This is a genomic window from Rhizobium sp. NZLR8, assembly GCF_019685025.1.
Taxonomy (GTDB): domain Bacteria; phylum Pseudomonadota; class Alphaproteobacteria; order Rhizobiales; family Rhizobiaceae; genus Rhizobium.
Genome location: NZ_JABDVY010000018.1, coordinates 113,266 through 135,267, shown reverse-complemented (window position 1 = coordinate 135,267; position 22,002 = coordinate 113,266). Strand labels below are relative to the sequence as shown.

The 22,002-nt window shown below is 61.9% G+C and carries 18 protein-coding genes and 1 riboswitch; of the genes, 12 read left to right on the top strand and 6 right to left on the bottom strand.

What is annotated here, in order from left to right; translation table 11 throughout:
* The first annotated feature begins 270 nt into the window (after positions 1 to 270).
* Positions 271 to 456, top strand: a riboswitch (cobalamin riboswitch).
* Positions 457 to 497: 41 nt separating this feature from the next.
* Complete coding sequence (bluB, locus tag HJB89_RS28985) at positions 498 to 1,187, top strand: 5,6-dimethylbenzimidazole synthase (protein ID WP_221117068.1); 690 nt, start codon at positions 498 to 500, stop codon at positions 1,185 to 1,187.
* Between the two features lie 4 nt (positions 1,188 to 1,191).
* Here the strand turns inward: bluB and HJB89_RS28980 are convergent, their stop codons facing one another.
* Positions 1,192 to 2,289, bottom strand: a complete 1,098-nt coding sequence (locus tag HJB89_RS28980) for a DUF2865 domain-containing protein (protein ID WP_221150860.1) — start codon at positions 2,287 to 2,289, stop codon at positions 1,192 to 1,194.
* 152 nt (positions 2,290 to 2,441) lie between these two features.
* Between HJB89_RS28980 and HJB89_RS28975 the strand changes: the two genes are divergently transcribed.
* Complete coding sequence (locus tag HJB89_RS28975; RefSeq protein ID WP_221117070.1) at positions 2,442 to 2,975, top strand: ribonuclease H; 534 nt, start codon at positions 2,442 to 2,444, stop codon at positions 2,973 to 2,975.
* A gap of 52 nt (positions 2,976 to 3,027) precedes the next feature.
* Here HJB89_RS28975 and HJB89_RS28970 read toward each other — a convergent pair whose 3' ends face one another.
* Complete coding sequence (locus HJB89_RS28970) at positions 3,028 to 5,340, bottom strand: NADP-dependent malic enzyme (protein WP_221117071.1); 2,313 nt, start codon at positions 5,338 to 5,340, stop codon at positions 3,028 to 3,030.
* Between the two features lie 162 nt (positions 5,341 to 5,502).
* Here HJB89_RS28970 and HJB89_RS28965 point away from each other — a divergent pair, with 162 nt between their 5' ends.
* A complete protein-coding gene (locus tag HJB89_RS28965) occupies positions 5,503 to 5,943 on the top strand; it encodes a GNAT family N-acetyltransferase (protein WP_207584319.1) in 441 nt (146 codons plus the stop codon).
* A 20-nt stretch (positions 5,944 to 5,963) separates the two neighbouring features.
* Here the strand turns inward: HJB89_RS28965 and HJB89_RS28960 are convergent, their stop codons facing one another.
* On the bottom strand, positions 5,964 to 6,590 hold the full coding sequence (locus tag HJB89_RS28960) for a LysE family translocator (RefSeq protein ID WP_207580679.1): 627 nt from the start codon (positions 6,588 to 6,590) through the stop codon (positions 5,964 to 5,966).
* Between the two features lie 296 nt (positions 6,591 to 6,886).
* Here HJB89_RS28960 and HJB89_RS28955 point away from each other — a divergent pair, with 296 nt between their 5' ends.
* On the top strand, positions 6,887 to 8,326 hold the full coding sequence (locus HJB89_RS28955; protein WP_221133167.1) for an FAD-binding oxidoreductase: 1,440 nt from the start codon (positions 6,887 to 6,889) through the stop codon (positions 8,324 to 8,326).
* Positions 8,327 to 8,381: 55 nt separating this feature from the next.
* Here the strand turns inward: HJB89_RS28955 and HJB89_RS28950 are convergent, their stop codons facing one another.
* On the bottom strand, positions 8,382 to 8,942 hold the full coding sequence (locus tag HJB89_RS28950; RefSeq protein WP_207584318.1) for a TetR/AcrR family transcriptional regulator: 561 nt from the start codon (positions 8,940 to 8,942) through the stop codon (positions 8,382 to 8,384).
* A 240-nt stretch (positions 8,943 to 9,182) separates the two neighbouring features.
* On the opposite strand from HJB89_RS28950, the gene HJB89_RS28945 reads away from it, so the two are divergent.
* A complete protein-coding gene (locus HJB89_RS28945) occupies positions 9,183 to 10,355 on the top strand; it encodes an efflux RND transporter periplasmic adaptor subunit (RefSeq protein WP_221150859.1) in 1,173 nt (390 codons plus the stop codon).
* A 5-nt stretch (positions 10,356 to 10,360) separates the two neighbouring features.
* A complete protein-coding gene (locus tag HJB89_RS28940) occupies positions 10,361 to 13,513 on the top strand; it encodes an efflux RND transporter permease subunit (RefSeq protein WP_221117074.1) in 3,153 nt (1,050 codons plus the stop codon).
* A gap of 93 nt (positions 13,514 to 13,606) precedes the next feature.
* Here HJB89_RS28940 and HJB89_RS28935 read toward each other — a convergent pair whose 3' ends face one another.
* On the bottom strand, positions 13,607 to 14,356 hold the full coding sequence (locus HJB89_RS28935) for a histidine phosphatase family protein (RefSeq protein WP_221117075.1): 750 nt from the start codon (positions 14,354 to 14,356) through the stop codon (positions 13,607 to 13,609).
* A gap of 143 nt (positions 14,357 to 14,499) precedes the next feature.
* On the opposite strand from HJB89_RS28935, the gene HJB89_RS28930 reads away from it, so the two are divergent.
* Entirely contained in the window at positions 14,500 to 15,342 is an 843-nt protein-coding gene (locus HJB89_RS28930) for a UDP-2,3-diacylglucosamine diphosphatase (protein WP_164014159.1), read from the top strand.
* Positions 15,343 to 15,539: 197 nt separating this feature from the next.
* Complete coding sequence (locus HJB89_RS28925; RefSeq protein ID WP_207580674.1) at positions 15,540 to 16,757, top strand: MFS transporter; 1,218 nt, start codon at positions 15,540 to 15,542, stop codon at positions 16,755 to 16,757.
* Here the strand turns inward: HJB89_RS28925 and dgcA are convergent.
* Complete coding sequence (gene dgcA, locus HJB89_RS28920) at positions 16,709 to 17,692, bottom strand: N-acetyl-D-Glu racemase DgcA (protein ID WP_221133169.1); 984 nt, start codon at positions 17,690 to 17,692, stop codon at positions 16,709 to 16,711. The two genes, HJB89_RS28925 and dgcA, sit on opposite strands and share 49 nt — an antisense overlap.
* A 98-nt stretch (positions 17,693 to 17,790) precedes the next feature.
* Between dgcA and HJB89_RS28915 the strand changes: the two genes are divergently transcribed.
* The 4 genes from HJB89_RS28915 to HJB89_RS28900 are packed head-to-tail and all read left to right on the top strand — an operon-like array spanning position 17,791 to position 21,820.
* Complete coding sequence (locus HJB89_RS28915; RefSeq protein WP_221133170.1) at positions 17,791 to 18,960, top strand: ABC transporter permease; 1,170 nt, start codon at positions 17,791 to 17,793, stop codon at positions 18,958 to 18,960.
* 1 nt (position 18,961) lies between these two features.
* On the top strand, positions 18,962 to 19,804 hold the full coding sequence (locus HJB89_RS28910; RefSeq protein WP_221133171.1) for an ABC transporter ATP-binding protein: 843 nt from the start codon (positions 18,962 to 18,964) through the stop codon (positions 19,802 to 19,804).
* A 9-nt stretch (positions 19,805 to 19,813) separates the two neighbouring features.
* The gene (locus tag HJB89_RS28905; RefSeq protein ID WP_164014169.1) at positions 19,814 to 21,184 is read left to right on the top strand and encodes an MlaD family protein; all 1,371 of its coding nucleotides are present in this window, start codon (positions 19,814 to 19,816) and stop codon (positions 21,182 to 21,184) included.
* Positions 21,185 to 21,208: 24 nt separating this feature from the next.
* Positions 21,209 to 21,820: an ABC-type transport auxiliary lipoprotein family protein gene (locus HJB89_RS28900; RefSeq protein WP_207580670.1), complete on the top strand. Its 612-nt coding sequence runs from the start codon at positions 21,209 to 21,211 to the stop codon at positions 21,818 to 21,820.
* Positions 21,821 to 22,002 lie beyond the last annotated feature (182 nt).

Sequence of the window (22,002 nt, the reverse complement as noted above, 5' to 3'; positions counted from 1 at the left end):
GGCTCATCCACGGTTGTAACCAGAGGGGGAACGGGCGACTTCGTCACGCCTCTGGCCGGGTGGCCACCCGGCCAGAGGCTCAATCGCTTCCATCGCACAAAATCTCTAACGTGCAGATACAAGGGGGTGAGCGGCGAAGTCGCGAATGCGGTGAGCGCGGGCGAAGGGCAATGAATGGTGTGCCGTGCGGCCCCCTCATCCGACCCTTCGGGCCACCTTCTCCCCGCTGGGGAGAAGGGGACTCCCGGCTTGCCGTAGCGCTGCTTTCCTGAAATAGATGCGCCGTCAGGTGCCCGCCGGCCAGGCGGGAGAATCGGGAATCCGGTGCAAGACCGGAACGTGCCCAACGCTGTAAGGCTGACGTCTGCCGCTAATCATGCCACTGGCTTTGCCGGGAAGGCTGCGGCAGACGGATGACGCCAAGTCAGAAGACCGGCCTGGCAAGATAGACCCAACCCGCGCGGACGGCGGGCGGTTGCGTTGTTGGGGATTTGACGATGCGACCCTTTGATGAGGATGCCCTTCCGGCGGCGTCCGGTTTTTCCTTGGCCGAACGCGAGGCCGTCTATCATGCGATCTTGACGCGGCGCGACGTTCGCAGCCAGTTCCTGCCTGACCCCTTGCCGGACGACGTCGTGGAACGGCTGCTGACGGCCGCTCATCACGCACCCTCCGTCGGCTTCATGCAGCCGTGGAATTTCATTCTGGTGAAAAGTCCAACGGTGCGCGCGCGCGTCCGCGATGCCTTTGCCAAGGCGAACGAAGAGGCGGCATTGATGTTTGAGGGCGAACGGCAGCAGGCCTACCGCTCCCTCAAGCTTGAAGGCATCGCAGAGGCGCCGCTCGGCATCTGCGTGACCTGCGATCCCACGCGCAGCGGCAGCGTGGTGCTGGGGAGGACGCACAATCCGCGGATGGATAGCTATTCCACCGTCTGCGCCATCCAGAATCTCTGGCTTGCGGCGCGCGCCGAAGGGATCGGTATCGGCTGGGTCAGCATCTTTCACGAAGGCGACCTGAAAACGATTCTCGGCATACCCGAGCATATCGAGGTGGTCGCCTGGCTCTGCGCCGGTTTTGTCGATCGGCTCTATGATCAGCCGGAACTCTCCGTCAAAGGTTGGCGGCAGCGGCTGCCGCTCGAGGAACTCGTCTTCCACGACGGCTGGGGGCGGACCGAGCCGTAGCCAATTACTGCTGCTGCTGGGGTTGGGGGCCAGGTGCGGCAGGATTGGCGAGATCGATCGAGCCCTGGTCACCGGCAAGGAACTGCGGGCCGACCTGGCGGACCTTGTTCTGCGTTGGGTCGTACGGGCGCTCCGGCACGGATGGCTGCGGCGCGGCAGCCGTACCATCCTTCACCGGCGGATTGGTGTGGATGGTGGTGATCGAGCCTTGTTGCGGCGGCTGGCTTACCGCCTGCTTGCCGCGCATCTCGTCATAATAGGCGGTGAGATTGCAGGCGCAGGAGGTCTTTTCGCCGGGCGTGCGGTTCTTGTAGGCAAAAGCGTTTTTCATGGCGCTGTAGGGTGTGCCGGTCGCGACCGAGATCATGTTCGAGGCTTCGGTGCTCGTCACCTCGCGATAGAACAGTTGGGTTTCGATCCCCGGGCACATCTTGGCGCAGGTCTGGGCATCGCGGCCGAAATCGACCGAAGTGGCGTTCGAGCTGATCGGGAAGAAACCGCCGTCGCAGCTGCGCACGCACATGGTGCTGACCGGCGACAGCATCTCGGCTCGCGGCAGGCCGTAGCGCGGGTCGGCCTCCTCACCACCGCCGAGCGGAATGAAGGTATCGGTGCGCATCGCCTGTTCCTCGACGCTCGGGGCAGGGTCGTTGGCGCTGCGCTCGTCAGGCGCATAGAAATTCTCGCTGTTGCAGCCATTGCTATCGAGCGCAGACATCAGCTCCCGCCGGGCGCCGTCATCGGCGCCGTTCCGGCCGGTCAGCTCGTTGCGGCGATCCTGGAGGTAACCGATATTGTCGATCATTCGGGCTTCGGAGTCCGAGAGCTCGGCGCAATAATCGGCATTCTGGCCGCCGATCACCACCATGCTGCCCGAGGTGCAGCCGTAACTGCGCAGGTCGTTGCGAACCTTGCGCAGCTCGAGGTTCTGCTCGGCCATGGCGCTGGAATATTGGCGGGCTTCCGGACCGTTGCCATTGCCGATCGATCGCGGCAGGTCGGCGAGACGGCCGCGCAGGTCCTCACAGACGGCACTGGTCTGCGCGGCGGCGGGCGCTGAGAAAGCGAGGAGGACGGCGAGAGACAGGTTTCGGCGTTTCACGGCGTCGTCCCGGAATGAGCAAACGGTCGGTGGGTCGAATGCGACTTCAACGGCCGCGCGTTTTCCCTTAACGGATTTCTCTTAATAAGCTCAGAGAAAATCCTACCGTATTTTCGTAATCTTATCCAGCAATCGCCTGGGACTCGGTGAAAATGACAGGCATTCCCGACGAGATCCGATCCTTTGCACCGACATCAGGCGTAGCGGAAACCCAACACGGCCTTCACGTCTTCGCGGACGGTTGTTTTGAGCCCGGTTCCGGGCATGGAGGCTGGTCGTTTGTCGCTTATCGCGATGCGGTGGAAATCGCGGCGGACTTCGGTGGCGTTGGAGATTCCAGCAATAATTCGATGGAATTGACCGCCGTTCTCAGGGCGGCCATGTGGATCAACAGCCAAACAACCGGCGAAGCTGCGACCATCTGGTCCGATTCCGTCTATGCCGTCAAAGGCTGTAACAGCCGGCGACATATCTGGAAGAACAATGGCTGGAAGAAAAGCAGCCCGAATGGACATGGCCGACGGCGAACGATCGATAATGCGGAACTCTGGAAAGCGATCGATCTTCAATTATCCCGGAACGCCCTGGTGACCATTGCCTGGTGCAAGGGTCATTCAGGGATTATCGGCAACGAACGCGCGGATGCGCTCGCGGGCAGAGGACGCCTGTCGATAGAGGGTGGTTGACAGGGCGTCGGGCCGGTCTCAAGCGCCTGTCGTTTGCTTGCCGGCAACCGGCTTAAGCCGGTTGCGATGCTTCGACGACGGCCAGCGCCGCCATGTTGACGACGCCGCGGGAGGTGACCGAGGGGGCAAGGATGTGGGCAGGCAGGGCGGTGCCAAGGAGGATCGGGCCGACATGCAGACCATCGGTCATCGACTTCACCACGCCAAGCGTGATGTTGGCGGCGTCGAGGTTCGGGAAGACCAGCAGGTTTGCCTCATCGTGCAGGGTCGTATCCGGCATGACGCGCTTGCGCAGCGCTTCGGTGATGGCGCTTTCGCCGTGCATCTCGCCGTCGACCTCGAGATCTGGGGCGGCCTCGCGCACAAGCTGCAGGGCGTTGCGCATCTTCGTGGCGCTTTCGGATTCGCGCGAGCCGAAGTTGGAATGCGAAACGAGGGCGGCGCGCGGGGTGATGCCGAAACGGCGGATTTCCTCGGCCGCCAGCACCGTAGCCTCGGCGATCTCTTCGGCGTTCGGATTGAAGGTGACGTAGGTATCGGTGAAGAAAGTGGCGCCGCGCTGTGAGATCATCAGGCTGAGGGCCGAGAAATCACGGACATCCTTGCGCTTGCCGATGATCTGGCGGACGTCGCGCAGGTGCTTCTCGTAGCGGCCTTCCAGACCGCAGATCAGCGCATCGGCCTCGCCGCGCCTCAGCGCCAGTGCGCCGATGACGGTGGTGTTGGTGCGCACGATGGTGCGGGCGGCTTCGGGAATGACGCCGCGGCGGCCGACCAGCGAGAAATAGAGATCGACATATTCGCGGAAGCGCGGATCGTCTTCCGGATTGATGACCTCGAAATCCTGCAGCGGGCGGATACGCAGGCCGTAGCGCTTCAGGCGGGTCTCGATGACCTGCGGGCGGCCGATCAGGATCGGTTCGGCGAGGCCTTCCTCGAGCAGCACCTGGGCGGCGCGCAACACGCGCTCGTCTTCGCCTTCGGAGAAGATGACACGCTTGCGTTCTGCTGCCTTGGCCGCGGTGAAGATCGGCTTCATGACGAAGCCGGAGCGGAAGACGAAGCGGTTCAGCTGATCGAGATAGGCGTCGAAATCCTGGATCGGGCGGCGCGCCACGCCACTCTGTTCGGCGGCCTTGGCAACCGCAGGGGCGATGCGCAGGATGAGGCGCGGATCGAAGGGCGAGGGGATCAGGTAGTCGGGGCCGAAGACGGGCGTTTCGCCGGAATAGGCGCGGGCGGCGACATCCGACGGCTCTTCGCGGGCAAGGGCGGCGATGGCACGCACGGCCGCCATCTTCATTTCCTCGTTGATCGTCTCGGCGCCGCAATCGAGCGCGCCGCGGAAGATATAGGGGAAGCAGAGGACGTTGTTGACCTGGTTGGCGAAATCCGAGCGGCCGGTGCAGATCATCGCATCGGGGCGGGCGGCACGGGCAAGATCCGGCATGATTTCCGGCGTCGGATTGGCGAGCGCCATGATCAGCGGCTTATCGGCCATCTGCGCCAGCAGCTCCGGCTTCAGCACGCCGGCGGCCGACAGGCCGAGGAAGACGTCGGCGCCGCCGATATTTTCGGCGAGCGTGCGCGTCTCGCTCTTCTGGGCGTAGACGGATTTCCATTCGTCCATCAGCTCGATGCGGCCCTCATAGACGAGGCCTTCGAGATCGTGGACCCAGATGTTTTCGCGCTTGGCGCCGAGGATCACCAGCAGGTTCAGGCAAGCAAGGGCTGCGGCACCGGCGCCGGAGGCGACGATCTTGACGTTTTCGATCGCCTTGCCGGCGAGTTCCAGTCCGTTGAGGATCGCGGCGGCGACGATGATTGCCGTGCCATGCTGGTCGTCGTGGAAGACCGGGATCTTCATCTTTTCGCGCAGGCGCCGCTCGACCTCGAAACATTCCGGCGCCTTGATGTCTTCGAGATTGATGCCGCCGAAGGTCGGCTCCAGCGAGGCGATAGTCGAGACCATCTGCTCGACGCCTGCGGCGTCGATTTCGATATCGAAGACATCGATGCCGGCGAATTTCTTGAAGAGCACGGCCTTGCCCTCCATCACCGGCTTCGAGGCCAGCGGGCCGATATTGCCGAGGCCAAGCACTGCCGTGCCGTTGGAAATGACGGCGACGAGATTGGCGCGCGAGGTATATTCGGCCGCCATTTCGGGATTGTCGCGGATGGCAAGGCAGGGGGCTGCGACGCCGGGCGAATAGGCAAGTGCCAGGTCGCGCTGGTTGCCGAGCGGCTTGGTTGCCTGGATCTCCAGTTTGCCGGGGCGGGGATAGCGGTGGAAGAACAGCGCCTGCTCGTCGAGATCGCCGCCTGTCAGGTTCTTTTCCGTCTTGGATTTTTCCTGGTGATCCATTGCCGCCTCCGTGCACGTCTTTTGTGCTCCCTGCATACATCAATCGGTTAGCGGCGACAGTATGGAAATAGGGATGGGAGAAGTTTTCGTGAGACGGGCGGGCGGAGGGGCATCTCCAATTGACAGCTGGACACTGCGCGATCGCTGCCTCATCCTTTGGTGATGCTGCCCATCCTCGAAATCCTCCCGAATGAGCCAACCGCCGAAGAGCGGAACGAAGTGCTCAAATTGCTATTGGACTTCAACGCTCCGCACACGACTCACCTGATCGAGCAGCCCGATCTCGGGATAGTCCTGAGAGATCCCGACACTTTCGACATCATCGGGGGTCTCTATGCCGTGGAGGAGTACAATTGGCTTTTTATCAAATACCTGGTTGTTCCAGCTGCGCGCAGAGGCGAAGGTTTTGGTACCAAGCTGATGGAGGAGGCAGAGCGCATAGCCCGCGAGCGCGCTTGTTTGGGTATCTTTCTCGACACCTTCGATTTTCAAGCGAAACCCTTCTATCTCAAACTGGGCTTCGAGCAGTTCGGCGAACTTGAAGGCGACGCCCAAACGCCGCGCCGTTTCTTCCTGAGAAAGCTATTTTCCAGCGTGCGCTGATATTTGCGCGAAGCAGCAGGTTACTGCTGCTGAAGGGCGAGCCTGGCACCCAAGGCCATGTAAACCGTGCCGACGACCTTTCCCTGCCACCGCCCAACCCGACGGTTGCTCTGCAGCCAGCCGCCAATAGAACCGGCCGCGATCGCCAGAAGCGACGTTACGCAGATGCTGAGCCCGACGAAAATGATTCCGAGCAGGGCGAATTGTGCGATGGCGGACCCGCTTTCCGGATGGATGAACTGCGGCAGGAAAGCCAAGAAGAACAAAGCCGTCTTGGGATTCAGGATCTCGGTAAAGAGTCCCTGACGAAAGGCGCGCATGGGGCTGATCGCTTGTGCCTTGGGCATGTCGAGGCTTTGCGCCTTCTCGAAGAAGGCCCGGAATCCGAGATAAATCAGGTAAGCGACGCCGGCATATTTGACGATTTCAAACGCCAGGGCTGACGTGGCAAGCAATGCCGACAGGCCGAAGGTTGCCATCGTCGTATGGACAAGATCACCCGCAGCAATGCCGAGGCCCGTTGCCATTCCGGCGCGTTTGCCGCCGCTGATGGCTCTGGCCAGGGTGAGGAGTGTGGCCGGCCCCGGAATGATCATCAGACCCAGCACCACCAGGACATAGGTTGTCAAAACACCGAAACTGACCATCGATCTTCTCCAGGTTGGCGATCCTGTCTATCGCAATGGCAAATCAAAGCAACGAATTTGCATCCCGCCATTTACGAGGTTGCAAAGTAGGAACTTGCGCGGCGATCGCAACGGGCTACCACGCAAGGATCGCCGTCCGTCGGCGCCGGTACAAATTTTAAAAGTAATCTCAACGAGATACGCTTCGTTCTACCACGTCTATGTTAGCTAATCCTTTTCGAAACTTGTTTGCCGAAGGCAACGGGCGCAAAATCCCGGCCGCGACGGTGCGGGGCGCCGGTCGCATGGAGGAAACCATGGACAATTTGAACCTGACGACCCTGCAAAAGGGGCAGACGATGGTCAATGACGTGGCCATCGATGCGTTTGCCGCCGGATTTCGCGGCAATCTCCTGACCAGTAAAGACATGGATTACAATGAGGCGCGGGCGATCTGGAATGCGATGATCGACCGGCGGCCCGGGCTTATCGCGCGTTGCGCCGGCGCTGCCGATGTCGTGCGCGCGGTGCGGTTTGCGCGCGACAATAATCTGCTCGTTTCGGTGCGCGGCGGCGGCCACGGTATTGCCGGCAACGCCGTCTGCGAGGGCGGCGTCGTCATCGACCTGTCGGCGATGAAATCGGTGCGGGTCGACCCGGAGACGCGCCGCGCCAGGATCGAGCCGGGGGCAACGCTTGCCGACGTCGACCAGGAAACGCTCGCCTTCGGGCTGGTGCTGCCGACCGGCATCAATTCGACCACCGGCATAGCCGGCCTGACGCTCGGCGGCGGTTTCGGCTGGCTGACCCGCAAATTCGGGCTGACGATCGACAATCTGATTTCGGTGGATGTGGTGACGGCCGATGGCGAGCTGGTCAAGGCGAGCGAGACGGAAAGACCGGACCTGTTCTGGGCGTTGCGCGGCGGTGGCGGCAATTTCGGCGTCGTTACCTCCTTCGAATTCCAGCTCAACCCGCTCAAGACAGAGGTCCTCGCCGGGCTGGTGGTGCATCCGTTCGCTGACGCGGAAAAGGTGCTGAGGGAATATCGGCAGGCGCTGGAAGCCGCACCCGATGAACTGACCTGCTGGGTGGTGATGCGCCAGGCGCCGCCGCTGCCGTTCCTTCCGGCCGAATGGCATGGCAAAGAGGTCGTGGTGCTTGCGATGTGCTATTGCGGAGACATCGCGGCCGGGGAAAAAGCGACGGAAAGATTGCGGGCGATCGGAAAACCGATTGCCGACGTCGTCGGCCCGGTACCGTTTACCGGCTGGCAGCAGGCATTCGACCCGCTGCTGACGCCAGGTGCGCGCAATTACTGGAAGAGCCAGGATTTCGCCTCGCTCTCCGACGCAGCGATCGAGGTGTTGCTCAACGCCGTGCGCAAGCTGCCGGGACCAGAATGCGAAATCTTCATCGGCCATGTCGGCGGTGCGGCCGGCCGCATTCCGACTGAGGCCACCGCATTTCCGCAGCGCAGCTCGCATTTCGTCATGAACGTGCATGCACGCTGGCGGGAAAGCGGGATGGATGCAAGCTGCACCGGCTGGGCGCGTGAGCTTTTCGAGGCAACCAAGCCGCATGCTGTGGGAACCGCCTATATCAACTTCATGCCTGAGGACGAGGCCGATCGGGTGGAAAGCGCCTATGGCGCCAATTACGGCCGGCTTGCCGAAATCAAGCGGCGCTACGATCCGAACAATCTGTTCCGCATGAACCAGAACGTCAAACCGACGGTGGCCGTGCGGGCTGCTTAGCCGGATCATCCCGCGCTCAAGTGACAGCGCTCGGGCGCGGGATGCCGATCGGCTGTCACCCCTCGGTGAGTTCGATCAATTCCTTCAGCAGAGCCGTGTCGTCCGAGCCGGCGCGGTCGTCTGGCCTTAGGACATGGGCGAGCCATGCGCCATCCGCCGCCAGGCGAATGATTTCGAGCCGCATTCCCGCGTCGGTTTCGGCGTGCCTGACCAGCCGGTCATTGATCCATTTGTGCCAGAGGCTTTTGGAGTAGGGGTCGGCCAGCACGGTCATCGTCTGCGCCGACCATGGGCTGTTGTTGAGAGCGCGATCGGAAAAAAGAGTACGGACATAGGCGCGGCTGAATGTGCCGTGGCCGCCCTTGTCCTTTTCCAGTTCCTGGTCGATTTCGCGGTCGAGGTTTTCCATCATACCGTCGAACACGGCCTCAATAAGAGCCTGCTTATTGGGGAAGTGGTGAAACAGACCTCCTTTTGTCACACCGGCAGCACTTGCGACTGCCTGCAGGCTGACGGCGGCCAGACCCTGCTCCAGTGCCAGCTTGGTGGCACAATCGAGAAGAGCCTGCCGCACGACTTCCGGTTGTTTCTTTCTGTTGCGGGGACTATCTATCAATGCATGACCTGGGTTCGAGATGCGTTTCGTGACGAGAAGACCGGAGGGGATCAGTATCACTCCCGGGATCGCGGAGCTATCATACCAAAAGAAGTGATGTCGCTATCATACCAACCGGTAGGTATCTTGCAATCCGAAATAAGATTGGCTATCTGTCGGCACAGGAGGCCCGCCGAACGTCATTTCGGCGGGCTGTGCTTTTTTGGACCTCAGCGGGACCATCAGGAAGGCTAGTGGATTATGCATTTTCATACGAAAACAGTGCGTTACGCACTAACGCTGGCGCTGTTCCTCGGCGTGGGATTGCCGGTTCACGCCCAGGAAGGCGGCGCCATGCCGCCGGCCGCCGTCAGCGTGCTGACGCTGAACGCGCGTCCGGTTCCCGTTGTCAGCGAATTGCCCGGCCGCATCGCCGCGACGCGTGTTTCGGAGGTGAGGGCCCGGGTTTCCGGCATCCTGCAGGAACGGGTGTTCGAGCAGGGCAGTCTCGTTCATCAGGGCGACGTGCTCTATCGGATCGATCCGGCCCTGTTCCGGGTCCGCGTCGCCAGCGCCGAAGCCAGCCTCGAGCGCGCCAGGGCGACGCAGCTGAATGCCCGGCAGCAGCTGGATCGGCAGAAGTCGCTGCGCGACCGCGATGTCGCAAGCGGGGTCGAATATGATGCGGCGGCTGTCGCCCTTGCCCAGGCCGACGCCGATGTCGCGCTGGCGCAGGCAGCACTCGACGAAGCGAAGATCAATCTCGGCTATACCGAAATCCGGGCACCGATCTCAGGCATCATCGGCGCCGCACTGGTGACCGAAGGCGCGTTGGTGACGGCAGATGCCGGCGATGCGCTGGCGATGATCCAGCAGATCGACCCCGTCTATGCCGACTTCACGCAATCCTCCGGCGACTTGCTGGCGCTGAAGCGGGCGGTCGAGAATGGCAACCTCGCCTCGACGGAACAAGGCAAAGCCGACATCAAACTCGTCTTCGACGACGGCACGGTCTACGCCCAGGCCGGAAAACTGCTGTTCCGCAGCGCCAGCGTCGATGCGACGACGGGCCAGGTTACCCTGCGCGGCGAATTCCCCAATCCCAACGGCGATCTGCTGCCGGGTCTTTACGTCAGGGTCCGCATCGAGCAGGCCGTCCGCGAGAAGGCGATCCTCATCCCGCAACGCGCCGTCATCCGTGCGGCCGATGGCAAGGCGCAGGTCTATGTCCTAGAGGACGGAGACGTGGCGCAGCCGCGCGACGTCGAGCTCGGTCAATCCTCCGGCAATGAATGGGTGGTCGAAAGCGGCCTGTCTGCTGGCGAACGCCTGGTCGTCGACGGCGTGCAGAAACTGCAGCCGGGCGCCAAGGTCGCGCCGGAAGCGTGGCGGGATGGCGAAGTCGCGTCCGGCGACGCCAAGAAGCCGGAGTAAGATCAATGGCACGTTTCTTTATCGATCGCCCGATCCTGGCATGGGTCTTTGCGATCTTCATCTCCATCGCCGGCCTGATCGCGCTGCCGTTCCTCCCGGTCGCACAATATCCGAAGGTCGCGCCGCCGCAGCTCAGCATTACTACCAGCTATCCCGGCGCATCGCCGCAGGACATCTATCAGGGCGTCACCCGGCAGATCGAGGAAGAGCTGAACGGGGTCGAGCACCTTGCCTATTTCGAATCGACCTCCGACACCTCGGGCGCGATGACGATCACCGCGACGTTTGCGGCGGGCACCGATATCGACCAGGCCTCCGTCGACGTTCAGAATGCCATCCGCCGCGTCGAGCCGCGGCTGCCGCAATCCGTCAAGGATCAGGGCGTCACAGTCGAGGAGGCGTCGTCCGGCTTCCTGATGTTCATCTCGCTGACCTCGACCGACGGCAAGACCGATGAGGTGGCGCTCGGCGACTATCTCAACCGGAACGTCATCGGCGAGCTACGCCGTCTCGACGGCGTCGGCCGGGCGCAGCTGTTTGCCTCGCAGCGGGCGATGCGCATCTGGATCGATCCCGACAAGATGGTCGGCTTGAACCTCACCGCCTCCGACATCAGCGGGGCGATCTCGGCGCAGAATGCCCAAGTTGCGGCGGGCCAGATCGGCGCCGCACCCAATCCGATCTCGCAAGACCTGACGGCGACGGTACTGGTGAAGGGTCAGCTGACCGACAGCAAGGAATTCGGGAACATCGTGCTGCGCGCCAATGCCGACGGGTCGAACGTCCGGCTGCGCGACGTCGCGCGGATCGAAGAGGGCAGCGAGAGCTACAGCTTCTCCACCCGGCTGAACGGGCAACCGAGCGCTGCCATCGCCATCCAGCTGTCGTCGACGGGCAACGCCGTCAACACGTCCAATCTGGTCAAGGCGAAGATGGAGGAGCTGTCGCGTTTCTTCCCGGCGGGCGTCGAATATTCCGTTCCCTACGACACCAGCCCGTTCGTCTCGGCATCGATCGAGAAGGTGGCGCATACGCTCGCTGAAGCCGTCGCCCTCGTCTTTATCGTCATGCTCGTCTTCCTGCAAAGCTTCCGCTACACCATCATTCCGACGCTCGTCGTGCCGGTCGCGCTGCTCGGGACGCTGGCGGTGATGTTTGCCGCCGGCTTCTCGATCAACGTGTTGACGATGTTTGCGATGGTGCTTGCCATCGGCATCCTCGTCGATGACGCCATCGTCGTGGTCGAGAACGTCGAGCGTCTGATGGCGGTGGAAGGCCTGTCGCCGAAGGAGGCGACCAAAAAGGCGATGCGGCAGATCACCGGCGCAATCCTCGGCATCACGCTGGTGCTCTCCTGCGTCTTCGTGCCGATGGCGTTCTTCCCGGGTTCGACAGGCATCATTTACCGCCAGTTCAGCCTGACCATGGTCGTCTCGATCCTGTTTTCGGCCTTCCTGGCGCTGTCGCTGACGCCGGCGCTCTGCGCGACTTTCCTGAAGCCGATCAAGGGCCATCACGAGAAGAAGGGCATCGCCGGCTGGTTCAACCGAAAGTTCGAACGGCTGACCGGCAGGTACGCCCGCGCCGTCGAGGGACTGGCCAAGCGCTCCTGGCGGGTCATGGCGGTCTATGTCGCGGTCGTCGTCGGTCTCGGCTATCTCTTCGTCAACCTGCCGAGCAGTTTCGTGCCGGACGAGGACCAGGGCTTCCTGATCGTCGACGTGCAGGGGCCGCCCGAGGCGAGCCGTAACCGCACGGTCGCCTCGCTCGAAAGCATCGAGGCGATCTTCAAGAAGGAGCCGGCGGTTGCCAACGTCGTGGCGATCCAGGGCTTCAGCTTTTCGGGGCAGGGGCCGAATGCCGCCCTGGTGTTCGTTACCCTGAAGGACTGGGCCGAGCGTGGCGCGGGCAATTCGGTGCAGGAGATCTCCAACCGCGTCAATATGCAGCTGTTTGCGTTGAAGGATGCGACTTCCTTCGCATTGTCGCCGCCGCCGATCGAAGGCTTCGGCACGACCAACGGCTTCACCTTCCGCCTTCAGGATCGCGGGGCAAAGGGCCAGGCGGCACTGACCGAGGCGGCAGGAATGCTGCTCGGCAAGGCATCTGAGAACCCCATCATCGCCGGTATCCGGCCGGAGGGCATGCCTGATTCGGCTCAGCTGGTGCTCGTCATCGATCGCGAAAAGGCCAATACCTTCGGCGTCGCCTTCGCCGACATCAACAGCACGATCACCGCCAATCTCGGTTCGAGCTACGTCAACGACTTCCCGAATTCCGGCCGCATGCAGCGCGTCATCGTGCAGGCACAGGACAAGAGCAGGCTTCAGGCCGAAGACCTGATGAAACTCAACGTCCGCAATGCGAGCGGCGGCATGGTGCCGCTCTCATCCTTCGCGGTCGCCGAGTGGCAGAAGGGGCCGGCGCAGATCGTCGGTTACAACGGCTATCCCTCTGTTCGCATTTCGGGCGCTCCGGCGCCGGGATATTCATCGGGCGCGGCGATTACCGAAATGGAACGGCTGGCCTCCGAGCTTCCCGACGGCTTCGGCTTCGAATGGACCGGCCAGTCGCTGGAGGAGCTCAAATCGGGATCGCAGGCGCCCTTCCTGTTCGGTCTCAGCATCCTTTTCGTCTTCCTGCTGCTATCGGGGCTATACGAGAGCTGGTCGATCCCGTTGTCGGTGATGCTGGTCGTGCCGCTTGGGGTCATCGGCTGCGTGCTCGCGGTAATGAGCCGCGACATGTCCAACGACATCTACTTCAAGGTCGGCCTGATCGCGATCATCGGTCTGTCGGCGAAGAACGCCATCCTGATCGTCGAATTCGCCAAGGACGGCTTTGCCGAGGGAAAATCGCTGATGGATGCCGCGATCGAAGGCGCTCGGCTGCGCTTCCGGCCGATCATCATGACCTCGCTCGCCTTTACATTGGGCGTGGTGCCGCTGGCAATCGCCACCGGCCCAAGTGCGGCCAGCCAGAATGCGATCGGCACCGGCGTGCTGGGCGGCATGGTCTCGGCGACGGTGCTGGCGATCTTCTTCGTTCCCGTCTTCTTCGTCTTCGTGCTGCGTCTCTTGAGGATGAAGCGGCCGGAGACTGTGAACGAGGAGGCACCGGCCGGGCAGGAACCGGCAACGGTGACGTCGCCGACATAGGGTGACCAGTCACCCGAGGTGAAGGTTCACCCGAGGCGACGAATAACCTGAGGTGAGGAGTTGGCGGGTTGCCTTGTGTAATCCGCCAGAAACCTATCCACCGGGCTTCGGCGTGATCGTCACGTCGGCGCCATAGGCATCGCGCAGTTCACTTTCCTGTCCCGGCTGCCGGTCGGCCGCCTGGTGCAGCAGGGTCGACACGTATCCTTGCGAGCGCGTCCCCTCGATCAACGTGATATCGGCATTTCCAGGATTGTCGGAACGCTCGAACCATTCGACGGGGCGGTGCAGAAAATTCATTTCGACCGCCCGGTTGGTGACGCCATGGCCGACGATCACGACGTTGTGGCTGCTATTTTCAGCGTCGCGCATGACGGTCTGAAGGAAAAGGCGGACACGCTGGGCCACATCCGCCCGGCTCTCGCCATCTGGCGGCCGCGCGTAGAACTTGCCGCTGTTGCTGCGCAGTCTCGCCCATTTTTCGAATTCCTCGGGAAATTTCTGCTTCTGTTCGGCATGGTCATAGATTTCGGTGAACAGACCGAAATCCTGCTCGCGCAGCAGGTAATCCTCCCGGATTTCGCCGACATAGCTTTCCGGCAGGGCTGTAAGCAAGGCATCCTTACTTTGCCGTGTTCTGAGGAATGGCGAGTACCAGATCTGCAGCTTGCGGAAATCCGCGCCCGGCAGTGTCTTCAAATAGGAGGCGATCGCGCCGCCGGCTTCCACCGCCTGGCGGTGACCCCACTCGGTCAGCGGCACATTGTGATCGCCGAATTGCCGATAGGCCTGTTCGTTGAGGTTGCCGAGAGATTCGCCGTGGCGAACGAGAAAGAGACGCATCAGCCATCCCGCATTGTCGGATATGAGTCGCCTTCATCATGAACGCGCTCGATGGAGAGGGCAATATTGCCGGCGCGCAGGGCTTTTCCCCAGTCTGTCATCTTCCTGAAACACGAGTCTGGTTTTGGAAGGCTAGATGAAAGATGGGGCATGAGCGACAGCTCGTGATAGACATGATGGAACCCAGACATTTCCGAACGCTCTTCATTTCCGATGTCCATCTCGGCTCGAAGGCCGCGAAGGCCGATTTCCTTTTGGATTTCCTGCGCCACCACGAGGCCGATACGATCGTGCTCGTCGGCGACATCGTCGACGGCTGGCGCCTGAAGCGCAGCTGGTACTGGCCGCAGGTCTGCAACGATGTCGTCCAGAAGCTGCTGCGCAAGGCCCGCAAGGGCACACGCGTCGTCTATATCCCCGGCAATCACGACGAATTCCTGCGCGACTTCCCGGGAATGCATTTCGGCGGCATCGAGGTCGTCGACCGCATGATGCATGATGGCGCCGACGGCAAAAAATACCTGATTTTGCACGGCGACGAGTTCGATGTGGTCGTCCGCAACGCACGCCTGCTCGCCTATCTCGGCGACTGGGCCTACGATACTGCGATCCGCATCAACATCCTCCTGGCGGCAGTGCGCCGACGCCTCGGCATGCCTTACTGGTCGTTCTCGGCCTGGGCGAAGCTGCAGGTCAAGCATGCCGTCAACTTCATCGGTGAGTTCGAGCGCGTCGTGACAGAGGAAGCCCGCAAAAGCGGCGCCGACGGCGTGATCTGCGGACACATCCATCATGCCATCATCCAGGACATGGACGGCATCCGCTACATCAATACGGGCGATTGGGTGGAAAGCTGCACGGCGGTGGCCGAGCACGACGACGGCACGTTCGAACTGATCACCTGGCGGGCGCTTGCCAGCAGTGTGCCGGCGCTTGCCGCCATCGAAATGCATGACCAGGGCGAGTTCGCCCCGCAGGCCGCGTGATTTGGGGGCGCCTGATTTGAGGGCCGTCTGATTTTTGGGGCCGGCGTATCAGCGCCGCGCGCTCCAGGAGTTTAGCCGTTACCGTCAGGCGACAGGCACTATTTATTTTCTAAAACGTTTCAGTAGGGCTATTTCTCGCAATGGTCGCCTCCAGGGTGGTGTGTTAGGACAACGATCAGTTTCCTTCAGGTCCACCGATGATTCCCGCTCAACATTCCCCGAGTGAGGGAGCGCCTCCGCGCTTCCGGCTGCTCAGCGCGCTTTCCTATTGCGCGCCACTGCTCGTCAACGGCATCGTTCTGCCGTTCTTTCCGATGTGGCTCGCAACCCACAGCTTCAGCGACCACGAGATCGGCGTTATCCTTGCCATACCGATGGTGGTTCGCGTGTTGGTGGCGCCTGTTGTCGCCATGATCGCCGACCGTTTGAAGGAGCGCGCCGACGTGCTGCTCTGGTCGGGCAGCCTGTCGCTGCTGACGGCGATCGCGCTGTTCTGGACGACGACCTTCTGGCCGGTGACGATCGTCTATGCACTGCAGGGCGCCACTTTCGCGCCCTATGTGCCCGTCGTCGAATCGATCGTCATCTCGGGCGTGCGCCGCTGGGGCCTCGATTACGGGTCAATGCGCGTCTGGGGTTCGATTGCCTTCATCGTCTCGACGCTGGTCGGTGGCCAGCTGATCAGCCGGTGGGGCGGCGGGATGGTGCTTGATATCATGGTGTTCGGCTTTGCCATGACCGTGGTCATGGCAATCTTCTGCCCGCGCATCGGGCCGACGCGTCGGCGTGGCCAGCCGATCAACATTCCGGCCGCCACCGGCAGCGGGTTGCGCGAGCCGCACTTGCTGCTGCTGCTGATCGGTGTCGCCATTCAGCAGTCCAGCCATGCGGTGCTCAACGCCTTTTCATCGATCTACTGGCATCATCTCGGCTTTTCCGGCACTGAGGTCGGCCTGCTCTGGAGCGTCGGCGTCGCTTCCGAAGTGACGGTGTTCTTCCTGTCGAAGCGTCTCAACCGGCGCTTCGACGCCTGGACCCTGATCCGCTTCGGCTGCGCGGTCAGCGTCTGCCGCTGGATACTGTTTCCGATGAATACCGGCTTTGCCGGTTTTTTCCTGCTGCAATGTTTCCACGGCTTCACCTATGCCTTCGTGCATACCGGGGTGCAGCGGCGGATCATGGCGACGGTGCAGGAGACGCAGGAATCCTCGGCGCAAGGCGCCTACTTCTTCTATGTCGGCATGGCAATGGCGCTGATGACGCTGGCGTCGGGTTATCTCTATGCCTGGCTCGGCGTCGTCAGCTATTACGTCATGGCGCTCGTCGCGTTCTCCGGTCTCGGCCTCGTCATCTCAGCTTACTACCTTCAGCCCCAAAGCGTGCTTTCAGGCGGAAAGACCAGGGAAGCGGCGTAGCGCAGGCCGGGTTCGCGATCGCGGGCAAGCAGCAGCGGACCGTCGAGATCGACGAAATCGGCATTCTGGGCGAGCAGCACGGCCGGCGCCATGGCAAGCGAGGTGCCGACCATGCAGCCGATCATGATGCTGAAACCGAGCCGTTCTGCCTCGGCCTTCATCGCCAGGGCCTCCGTCAGGCCTCCCGTCTTGTCGAGCTTGATGTTAATCGCGTCATAGCGGTCTGCAAGGCTTGCGAGATCGCCGGTGTGGTGGACACTTTCGTCGGCGCAGACGAGAAGCGGGCGACGGATTTCGGCAAGCAGAGCGTCGCGGCCGGCCGGCAACGGCTGCTCGACGAGAGCCACACCCGCTTGCGCCGCGATGTTGAGATGTCGTTCGAGCACGGCTTCCGGCCAGCCTTCATTGGCGTCAAGGATGATGGCGGCATCGGGTGCGGCCGCGCGGACGGCGCGGATACGGCTTTCATCGTCGCCGGTTCCGACCTTGACCTTGAGCAGCGCGCGGCCTGCATGTTCGCGCGCCTTTGCGGCCATCACCTCCGGCTCGCCGAGCGAGATGGTGTAAGCGGTGGTGAGCGGCTTCAGATCGGCAAGGCCGAGACGGGCCGCCACGCTTTCACCCGTTTGTTTCGCTTCCAGGTCCCAGAGGGCGCAATCGACGGCGTTGCGGGCAGCGCCCGGCGGCATGGCGGACAAGAGGTCGCGGCGGGAGATCCCGGCCTCGATCAGCGGACGCGCCGCCTCGATCTGGGCAAAAACGCTCTCCATGGTCTCACCGTAGCGGCGATAGGGCACGCATTCGCCAAGCCCTTGTACACCGTCTTCGGAGAGCGTGCAGGTAATCACCTCGGCCTCGGTCTTTACGCCGCGCGAGATGGTGAAGGTCCCGGCAATCGGAAATGAATTCATCTGGATATCGAGGGTGCGCGGCATTATTGCTGTCCTGTGAGCATGGAATTCGCACGTTGCTTCTGTATATTGACGCGCCGGGCGGCGAACGATCCGCCGAGTCGGCAATGTCGCCGTGAGCCTTGAAAGACATAGGTATCTTGAACGCCGAGAATCGCAACGTTGCCTCACTTGACGTGGACGACCAGTCCGATGGCTCGGGGCAGCATGTTCGTCTCAGAGGCAGCTGGCGTAGTGCCTATGTGCATTTCGTGCTGCGTGACTTCGAGAAGCTGCTGCACCAGAAGGCCGGTGACCTGACGGTCGATCTTTCCGACATTACGGATATCGATACCGCCGGGATCTGGCTGCTGTGCCGGCTGAAGAAGGAAGAGGAGGCGGCCGGACGGTCGGTCCGCTTCGAAGGCACCAATCAGCATATCGACGAAATGCTGGCGATGTTCTCCGAGGAGTCGGCCAAACCGGAGCCGGAGTTTAAGGAGAAGGTGTCGCTTGCTGGGCGCATCTTCGCGCCGGTCGGCAAGATGGCCTACGACGTCTGGGACAATTTCGCCGCCGCCATGTATATTCTCGGCTCGGCGGTGCGCGGCGCACAGATGAAGTTCGGCCGCGGCAGCGGCGTTTCGCCGGCCTCGATCATCAACCAAATCGACAATATGGGCGTTCGCGCCGTTCCGATCATCCTTCTGATGTCGTTTCTGATCGGGGCGATCATTGCCCAGCAGGGCGCCTTCCAGCTGCGCTACTTCGGTGCCGAGGTCTTCGTCGTCGATCTCGTCGGCATCCTGCAATTGCGCGAAATCGGCGTGCTGTTGACCTCGATCATGATCGCCGGCCGTTCGGGCAGCGCGATCACCGCCGAGATCGGCTCGATGAAGATGCGCGAGGAGATCGACGCGCTGAAGGTGATGGGGCTCAACCCGATCGGCGTACTGATCTTCCCGCGACTGGTGGCGCTGACCATCGCGCTGCCGCTTTTGACGGTGCTGGCAAATTTCGCCTCGCTCGGTGGTGCGGCCGCCGTCGCCTGGGGCTATTCCGGCATCACCTTCGCCAACTTCCTGTCGCGCCTGCACGAGGCGGTGACGCTGTCCACGGTGCTCTCAGGCATGATCAAGGCGCCGTTCATGGCGCTGGTCATCGGCATCGTCGCCGCCGTCGAAGGGCTGAAGGTCGGCGGCAGCGCGGAATCGCTCGGCCAGCATGTGACGGCCGCGGTGGTGAAGGCGATTTTCGTCGTCATCCTGATGGACGGGCTTTTTGCGATGTTCTATGCAGCGATCGACTTCTAGCATGGCGAATCGCGTGGACGAGAAACCAATCGATACGGAAGACAGAAACGAGAGAGACATCGTGCTCTCGGCGCGCGACGTCACCGTCGCCTTCGGCTCCAAGGTGGTGCTCGACAATCTCAACCTCGACATCTATCGCGGCGAAATCCTCGGCTTCGTCGGCGCGTCGGGCACCGGCAAATCGGTGCTGATGCGCACGGTGCTGAGGCTATTGCCGCGCCGCTCCGGCACGATCAAGATCCTCGGCCAGGATTTCGACGAACTCGACGAACCGCAGCGCAACGCGCTCGACATGCGGCTTGGCGTGCTGTTCCAGCAGGGGGCCCTGTTTTCGTCGCTGACGGTCAAGGAAAACATCCAGGTGCCGATGCGCGAATATCTCGACCTGCCGCGCTCGCTGATGGACGAACTGGCGCATCTGAAGATCCGCATGGTCGGGCTCGCAGCCGATGCCGCCGACAAATACCCGTCCGAACTGTCAGGCGGCATGATCAAGCGCGCCGCCCTTGCCCGTGCACTCTCGCTTGATCCTGAACTCGTCTTCCTGGATGAACCGACCTCGGGTCTCGACCCGATCGGCGCCGCCGAATTCGATGAACTGATCGCCAACCTGCGCGATAGTCTGGGACTGACCGTCTATATGGTAACGCATGATCTCGACAGCCTGTTTTCGGTCTGCGACCGTATTGCCGTGCTCGGAAAGAAACGGGTAATGGTGGAAGGCACGATCAACGACATGCTGGCCTACGACGATCCGTGGGTGCAAGCCTATTTCAAGGGCAAGCGGGCGCGCTCGATCGTGCCGCAGGATGATGGCGCGCGGCACGGCAGCAGCGGGAAGTGACCGGATAAGATGGAAACCAAAGCCAATTATACGATTGTCGGTTTTTTCACGGTGCTGGTCATCGCGGCGGCCTTCGGCTTCGTCTACTGGATGGCCGAATATGGCCGTGGTGGCCCGATGACCGAGCTGATCGTGCGTATTCCGGGTTCGGCCAACGGCCTCAGCGTCGGCTCGCCGGTGCGCTTCAACGGCATTCAGATCGGCTCGGTGCAGACACTGTCGATCGATGCCGACGATCCGCAATATTCGCTGGCTTTCACCCAGGTGCGCACCGATGCGCCGATCTACCCTTCCACCAAAGCCGCCCTTGAAATCCAGGGCTTGACCGGGGCTGCCTATATCGAACTTTCAGGTGGCCGCAAGGGCGAGGAAAGCATCCTCCAACATGCGCTCGACAACGGCAAACGCGCTGTCATCGTCGCCGACCAGTCGAGCGTCACCAATCTTTTGGCGACCGCCGACAAGATCCTCGATCGCGCCAATGATGCGGTCGGTGAGCTTCAGGGTTTCATCGAGGATTCACGCGCGCCGCTGACCCAGACGTTCAAGAATGCCGAGACGTTCTCGGATGCGCTTGCCAAGAATTCCGGCAATATCGACGCCTTCTTGCAGAGTGTGGGTGAGCTTTCCAATACGGTGAAGGCGGTCTCCGGCCGTGTCGATTCGACGCTTCAAGCTGTGGAATCGCTGGTCAAGGCGGTTGATGCGAAGAAGATCGACAACATCGTTTCCAACGCCGACAAGATCACCGCCAATGTCGCCGATGCCTCTGGCGACCTTAAGGGGGCGATCCAGAAGTTCGACCAGACGGCCACCACCTTCAACGATTTCGGAAAACAGGCACAGGCGACGCTCGACCGCGTCGACACGCTTGTCGCCCAGATCGACCCGGCCAAGCTGAAGGGCTCGGTTGACGATATCTCGCAGGCGACCAAGGATGCACGCGCCGCGGTCGCGTCGATCCGCGATGTCGCCAACACGGTTTCGGGGCGTCAGAAAGATATCGACCAGACGATCCAGGACGTCTCGCAGCTTGCCAACAAGCTGAATTCGGCCTCGACCCGCATCGACGGTATCCTGATCAAAGTCGATGCCTTGCTTGGAACCGACAACACACAATCGCTGTTTACCGAGGCGCGCGATACGCTGGAATCCTTCAAGAAGGTCGCCGACAACCTGAATGCGCGCATCGGGCCGATCGCCGACAATCTGCAGAAATTCTCAAGCGGCGGTTTGCGCGACGTGCAGACGCTCGTCAACGACATGCGTGGAACCGTCAACAATCTGAACGATACGATCACCAACTTCGACCGCAATCCCCAACGGCTGATCTTCGGCGGGGACACGGTGAAGCAATATGACGGCCGGACGCGGCGTTAACTGGGAAGTCAGGGGTAGCCTAATATGGTCGCATCGCATCTGTTGTCGCGCCGTTCATGGATCAGGGGAACGGTGATCGCGCTGCCGCTGACGGCGCTGATCCTTTCCGGGTGCGGCACTGCGGCCAAGAACGATACCTATGACCTTTCCGCCGCCGTCGACGGCGACGGACCGGCGGCCAAATCCCGCCAGATCCTGATCGCATCGCCAACGGCGCTGAGTGCGCTCGGCAGCGAGCAGATCGTCATCCGCGTCTCGTCCTCGGAAATCCAGTATCTCTCGCGGGCGCAATGGGGCGACAAGCTGCCGCGCATGGTGCAGTCGAAGCTGGTGGAAGCCTTCGAGAACTCCGGCAAGCTCGGTGGCGTCGGCATGCCGGGGCAGGGACTGGCGATCGACTATCAGGTCGTCACCGATATCCGCTCCTTCGAGATCGACGCTTCAAACGGCAACCAGGCGGTGGTCGAAATCTCCGCCAAGATCCTCAACGACCGCAACGGCTCGGTGCGCGCCCAGAAGGTATTCCGCGCCACGGCGCCGGCCGGCGGCGATAATGGCGGCTTCGTCAAGGGTCTCGACCGTGCCTTCTCAATGGTTGCCTCCGAGATCGTCAACTGGACGCTGCGCTCGATCTGATCCGGTGTTTGCAGGAGAACGCCGCAATGTGACCTTGCCGGCGTTTAAAAATATTTGTCCCGACGGCGCCTGGATTGTCACCCTATCCAATTTAGCCTGAGGGTAGTTTTCAGATAACCGGCAGCAAAAACCTGTCGGCAGGTTTCTGTTTCCTGCATGCCGTTATCTCAAACGCTGGGCAT

Excerpts from the sequence above, each read along its gene's own strand:
- bluB (WP_221117068.1), top strand. The coding sequence starts at position 498 with ATGCGACCCTTTGATGAGGATGCCCTTCCGGCGGCGTCCGGTTTTTCC.
- HJB89_RS28975 (WP_221117070.1), top strand. The coding sequence starts at position 2,442 with ATGACAGGCATTCCCGACGAGATCCGATCCTTTGCACCGACATCAGGC.
- HJB89_RS28970 (WP_221117071.1), bottom strand. The coding sequence starts at position 5,340 with ATGGATCACCAGGAAAAATCCAAGACGGAAAAGAACCTGACAGGCGGC.
- HJB89_RS28965 (WP_207584319.1), top strand. The coding sequence starts at position 5,503 with ATGCTGCCCATCCTCGAAATCCTCCCGAATGAGCCAACCGCCGAAGAG.
- HJB89_RS28960 (WP_207580679.1), bottom strand. The coding sequence starts at position 6,590 with ATGGTCAGTTTCGGTGTTTTGACAACCTATGTCCTGGTGGTGCTGGGT.
- HJB89_RS28955 (WP_221133167.1), top strand. The coding sequence starts at position 6,887 with ATGGACAATTTGAACCTGACGACCCTGCAAAAGGGGCAGACGATGGTC.
- HJB89_RS28945 (WP_221150859.1), top strand. The coding sequence starts at position 9,183 with ATGCATTTTCATACGAAAACAGTGCGTTACGCACTAACGCTGGCGCTG.
- HJB89_RS28940 (WP_221117074.1), top strand. The coding sequence starts at position 10,361 with ATGGCACGTTTCTTTATCGATCGCCCGATCCTGGCATGGGTCTTTGCG.
- HJB89_RS28935 (WP_221117075.1), bottom strand. The coding sequence starts at position 14,356 with ATGCGTCTCTTTCTCGTTCGCCACGGCGAATCTCTCGGCAACCTCAAC.
- HJB89_RS28930 (WP_164014159.1), top strand. The coding sequence starts at position 14,500 with ATGGGGCATGAGCGACAGCTCGTGATAGACATGATGGAACCCAGACAT.
- HJB89_RS28925 (WP_207580674.1), top strand. The coding sequence starts at position 15,540 with ATGATTCCCGCTCAACATTCCCCGAGTGAGGGAGCGCCTCCGCGCTTC.
- dgcA (WP_221133169.1), bottom strand. The coding sequence starts at position 17,692 with ATGCCGCGCACCCTCGATATCCAGATGAATTCATTTCCGATTGCCGGG.
- HJB89_RS28910 (WP_221133171.1), top strand. The coding sequence starts at position 18,962 with ATGGCGAATCGCGTGGACGAGAAACCAATCGATACGGAAGACAGAAAC.
- HJB89_RS28905 (WP_164014169.1), top strand. The coding sequence starts at position 19,814 with ATGGAAACCAAAGCCAATTATACGATTGTCGGTTTTTTCACGGTGCTG.
- HJB89_RS28900 (WP_207580670.1), top strand. The coding sequence starts at position 21,209 with ATGGTCGCATCGCATCTGTTGTCGCGCCGTTCATGGATCAGGGGAACG.